Raw genomic sequence first — 4,989 nt, 5'->3', positions numbered from 1 at the left:
CTCGCGGGAATAGGGCATAGGGCATAGGGCATAGGGCATAGGGCATAGGGCATACCTCATCTTTCTGAGAAAGGCTATAAATAACTTCCACAAGATTGTGGGATGGGCGTCCCGCAATAATAATTAAAATTGTAAGTTATTTAATTCGCGATCCTAATTAAAAAAAGTGCGTTAGCGAAGCTTTCCGCAGGAATCAACCTTTCATTTCAGTATAAATTTGGCGACAGAGGTAGCCCCTCCTACTTTTAGTAACTCTCAGGATGCTCAACTTTCTGATTGAATTAAATCGCCGGCAGGTGGATGTCGTTTTATAACTTTGTCAGCGGCCCGAATATTAAGGACTCTCTCTCGATTTAAGACTAATGCTGTAACTGTAGCTCGTCCAATTGGAGTCAAACCAACTATTGATAATCCATCCGCCGACCAAATAAAATGTTCGCTCCAACTATCTTGTCTGGGGTTAAACAACGGTACTTCTACGTCTGACTGAGCATCTATCGCTGTAGTTTTATCAGATTTCTTGCGGTTGCAGTGAAAGCAAGCTAGTGCCAAATTGTCAATATCGTTAGTCCCACTTTTAGTTAAGGGAATGATGTGCTCGATAGTAAACTCTACGTACTGCCATTGTTCGGAGGCATGACAATATTCGCACAGACAGTTTGCTCTCTGACGAACTTGATTTTGGATATTTTCAGGGATTTGACGGCGACCGGACATTTCTACACAGTAGGCTGAATCTGGCCCAAGAAAAGATTGCGGACAGTCCGATTGACAAAACTGAGGTAATCGTCGATTTCTTCGTAAAGATTGAGTTCTTGTTCTTCGTCAGGATTGAGAGGTAAATTTTGTTGTTTGTCTAACAGTTCTTCTATGCGATTTTTGACAGTTGTGGAGGCTCTAAACATGGGTATACCTTCCACTAATTCAATGCGAACCGCTCCTTCTAGGGGTAGAGTATCGCGTAGGTTTTCCAGTTGTGGCAGGATTAGCATAGTTGTCGATTTTATGGGTTTCCGTCTTGATTATATCAATAATTCTCAAGGGTAACTCAACCGATCGCACTTTCGATTAAAATAAGTGCGTTAGCCCAGCTTTCGGCAGGAATCGCACTTTTTTCCTCAGTCGCAACAGTATAAAGGGCGATCGATCTTGCGTGCTGATAATCATGCAGTTATATCGAGTGTCAATACAATTTGGTAAAGCGGAGATTTTTATAGAGTAGGCTGAATCTAACTGAAGCAGCGGGCGATCGCCAAATCTACTTCGCAAATATCGCACATCAGCCATAAATAACATCTATTGCTAACGATCGCTCGCTACGATCGCCTAAAATGGGAAACAACACGCTTTTAAGTGCGATCGCGTATGTCCAGATTTATACAAAATTGGCTGCTACCATTGCTATTGATACTCAGTAATGGTTTCTTGGGTTGGCTGATCAACCAACTGCCCGATAAAAAGGACTTAAAAATTGAAGACCCTATAATCATCTTACTGACAGTAGTGTGTCTATTGGCACTTTTTATCCTCGGTGCTATATCCAGTCAGTCTCAGCCGAGTGCAGCGCCTGCAAATCAAAATTGGGTTCTTGGTTTTTTACCTTTACTGGGAGGTGGCATCCTTTTCGCACTCTTGAAGGGGAACCACCTAGCCGCCGAATTCAACTCAGCAGTTTTTTATACATCTCTCATTCTGTTTGGTTTGGGGACTGTGCTCCCGCCTGTACTGCTTTTACCGAGACAATGGCAGAACAGGTTGGTATGGTTGCCCCCAGGCTTGGGACTGGCGGTAATGTTGTATTTCATACTGAGGGGCGAGTGGACAGCAGCGTTTTTGGCTTTGGTTGTGACTGTAATTTTGATGTTGTTTATCCATACCATCAAGTTTCTCATCCCAGTTACTAACCAGCTTGCACCGAAGTTTAGGGCAAAGAGACAGCAACTTGCAGATAGTTTTGCAGACGGGATTTGGAATAAAATTGAAGATTCAACCTCACCTTTTCAGCGGCAATATTACCAGGGTTTGACTTATATCTGTCGAGACTATCAAACACAGGGATTGGATAGAGACCGAACCCTGAAGTTGCAAAAGGTATTTGTGCCACTCAAAATTGCTGCAACAGAGGCAGCGAATATAAGTCACAAAATGATTCAGCGACTCAAGGGTGGAAGAAATAACTCAAATGAAACACAAATTTGGAATTTTTTAGCAGAAATAGATAAGCATCCGGAATTTCGGCGCATGGCAGTTTTGGGCGCACCCGGTTCCGGGAAAACTACCCTTTTGAGATATTTAACGCAGACTTATGCCACAAATCAACAGCGGAAAGTGCATCCGAAAGCGCCGAAACTGATTCCAATATTGTTGTATCTCCGAGATGTGCGTCAGGAAATTGTGAATAATAATCAACTCACTCTGGCAGAGTTAATTACTCAGCAGGTACAGCAGCAGCAGCAAAAATATCAACTGGAGAATCCACCGCCTAACTGGTTTGCCGAAAAAATACGTCAAAACCAATGTTTGGTAATGTTAGATGGATTGGATGAAGTGGCAGATGAAACCCAGCGCCAGCAAGTAAGTCGTTGGGTAGACGAACAGATGCAGACTTACCCGGATACGGCTTTTATCTTAACCTCTCGACCTTTTGGCTATAAAACTGCGCGGTTGCAACAAGCTGTGACTGTCTTAGAAGTGCAACCATTTAGCTTGAAACAGATGCAACAGTTTATTCGTAGCTGGTATTTGGAAACAGAGGTGATAAGTCACGCTGGACAAGATGATGCGGGAGTGCGGGCAGACGCTAAACAACAAGCAGATGATTTAATTAAGCGGATAAAGAATAGCAGACCTCTGGCGGACATGGCGGTGAATCCTTTGCTGCTAACAATGATTGCCACAGTTCACCGTCGCGGTAGCGCTTTGCCAGGAAAACGGGTAGAACTTTACAAAGAAATTTGCCAGGTTTTACTAGAAAGGCGACAAAGGGCTAAAAATATTGCGGAGGTGCTAACAGCGACGCAAAAGCAATCTGTTCTGCAAGTGCTGGCATTTAAATTAATGCAGCATAAAACTCGTGATTTCAAGCTATCCGATGGAATTGATTGGATTAAAGACAAGCTGGCAAACGTAGCTAGCAGCGGTACGAATCCAGAGGATTTTATTCAGCAAATTCGGGATGTGAGTGGGTTGTTAGTGGAAAAAGAAGTAAGCGTTTATGAATTTGCTCACTTGAGTTTCCAGGAATATTTAGCAGCGGTTCAGATTAAGGAATCGAACCAAGAAAATTTGTTAATCCAAAATATTAACAAGTCCTGGTGGGCGGAAACTATCCGTCTTTATGCAGCGCAGAGTAATGCTAGCAATCTGATTCGTAAAGTCTTGGGGATGCCATCTCCATCCGTTGAGGTAATGGCACTCGCCTATGATTGTTTGGACGAGGGGTTGAGTGTAAATCCAGATGTTCGGCAACAACTGGAGCAAAGGTTAAACGCAGATTTGGAAAGTCGATGACAGAAAGATTCACCTTAGCAGCTAATGTTTTGTTATCCAGGCGTCTGCAAAAGCTACTGCGGATTGATGAGAATGTCGAAATTGACATGAGTTACATCACCTGCGCGGAATATCAGCTTTTTATTGATGAGAAGCTGAAAGTGCGTGCACATCGCCAACCTGACCATTGGAAAAGTTACAGATTTCCGCCAGGAGATGCTCAAAAACCCATTACTGGAGTAAGGTCTATCGATGCAAAGGAGTTTTGTGAATGGTTAACTCAGCAGCAATCTGCACCAATATTTAAATATAGACTGCCAACTGTAGCTGAAGTAAAGGAGCATCCAGTCCCAGAAAAACAATTAGGATGCTGGTGTTTTGATGGAGAAAAGCGAATCATTGCAGGAATAGAAACTGGACAGCAGCAAACTTGGCAACAGAAATTAGATGAGGTTTTGGTTCTCAACCGCGACCTCAACATCGACCTCAACCTCGACCTCAACCGCGACCTCTACCTCGACCTCAACCGCGACCTCAACCGCGACCTCAACCTCGACCTCTACCTCGACCTCAACCTCGACCTCTACCGCGTCCTCTACCGCGACCTCTACCGCGTCCTTAACCGCAGACTCTACCTCGTCCTCAACCGCGTCCTCAACCGCGTCCTCAACCGCGACCTCAACCTCGTCCTCAACCGCGTCCTCAACCGCGACCTCAACCGCGACCTCAACCGCTTCCTCAACCGCGACCTCAACCGCGACCTCAACCGCGCCCTCTACCGCCACCCCGAAGGTCAATTTAAAGCAATTGAAGCGGGCAAAGCTAGTGATTTCCTACTTTTATACTTCCCTCTGTTTTCTGTTATTGTTATCTATCATTTCTTGTCAGAAACTTATGAGCTAATATCCAAAGATCAAGCGTTCCTCAATAGAATTAACTTAAGCCGTCAAGAAAGTGAAGCTATTAGCCGTAAGTATCTACAGAAGCTCAATGAAATATACCCACTTTATGTTTACTTGGTATTACTAGATGAGCGACAAGCGGGTCGGATACCAGCATGGGAGAGTATTCGGATTGTCAGGGAAAGAGTTGAGTAGCAGATATAGCGCCTGGATAGTATAGTAGGGACACAACAGTGTTCATTAGTGTCAATTTAACGTTAAACGTACTACGGATCTGCTGTCTGACGATTAAGGCTCGATCCCCCCTAGCCCCCCTTAGTAAGGGGGGAACAGGAATCTTGTCAAAGTCCCCCTTATTAAGGGGGATTTAGGGGGATCTAGACTGGGTTAAAAGCGAGATTTCTCATAAGGCTCGATCCCCCCTAGCCCCCCTTAATAAGGGGGGGACAGGAATCTTGTCAAAGTCCCCCCCTTAAGAAGGGGGATTTAGGGGGATCTAGACTGGGTTAAAAGCGAGATTTCTCATAAGGCTCGATCCCCCCTAGCCCCCCTTAATAAGGGGGGGACAAGAACTTGCTCAAAGTCCCCCTTCTTAAGG

4 protein-coding genes are annotated in these 4,989 nt (G+C 44.6%); 2 read left to right on the top strand and 2 right to left on the bottom strand.

Annotated elements, in window-relative coordinates:
• Nucleotides 1-264 precede the first annotated feature (264 nt).
• Together ACUVJL_RS32900 and ACUVJL_RS32895 are read right to left on the bottom strand one after the other, a co-directional pair.
• Nucleotides 265-717 (bottom strand): HNH endonuclease, encoded by a 453-nt coding sequence (locus ACUVJL_RS32900; RefSeq protein WP_445249671.1) that lies wholly within the window; start codon nucleotides 715-717, stop codon nucleotides 265-267.
• A gap of 2 nt (nucleotides 718-719) precedes the next feature.
• Nucleotides 720-992, bottom strand: a complete 273-nt coding sequence (locus ACUVJL_RS32895) for a hypothetical protein (RefSeq protein WP_333130941.1) — start codon at nucleotides 990-992, stop codon at nucleotides 720-722.
• A gap of 373 nt (nucleotides 993-1,365) precedes the next feature.
• On the opposite strand from ACUVJL_RS32895, the gene ACUVJL_RS32890 reads away from it, so the two are divergent.
• Entirely contained in the window at nucleotides 1,366-3,510 is a 2,145-nt protein-coding gene (locus ACUVJL_RS32890) for an NACHT domain-containing protein (protein ID WP_445249670.1), read from the top strand.
• Nucleotides 3,507-4,586, top strand: coding sequence for an SUMF1/EgtB/PvdO family nonheme iron enzyme (locus ACUVJL_RS32885; protein ID WP_445249669.1), 1,080 nt, complete (start codon nucleotides 3,507-3,509; stop codon nucleotides 4,584-4,586). Before ACUVJL_RS32890 ends, ACUVJL_RS32885 begins: the two co-directional genes overlap by 4 nt.
• Nucleotides 4,587-4,989: the final 403 nt, after the last annotated feature.

Origin of the sequence: Microcoleus sp. OTE_8_concoct_300, assembly GCF_031383065.1 — a bacterium.
Classification (GTDB): domain Bacteria; phylum Cyanobacteriota; class Cyanobacteriia; order Cyanobacteriales; family Microcoleaceae; genus Microcoleus.
This window is presented reverse-complemented; position numbering and strand designations above follow the sequence as displayed.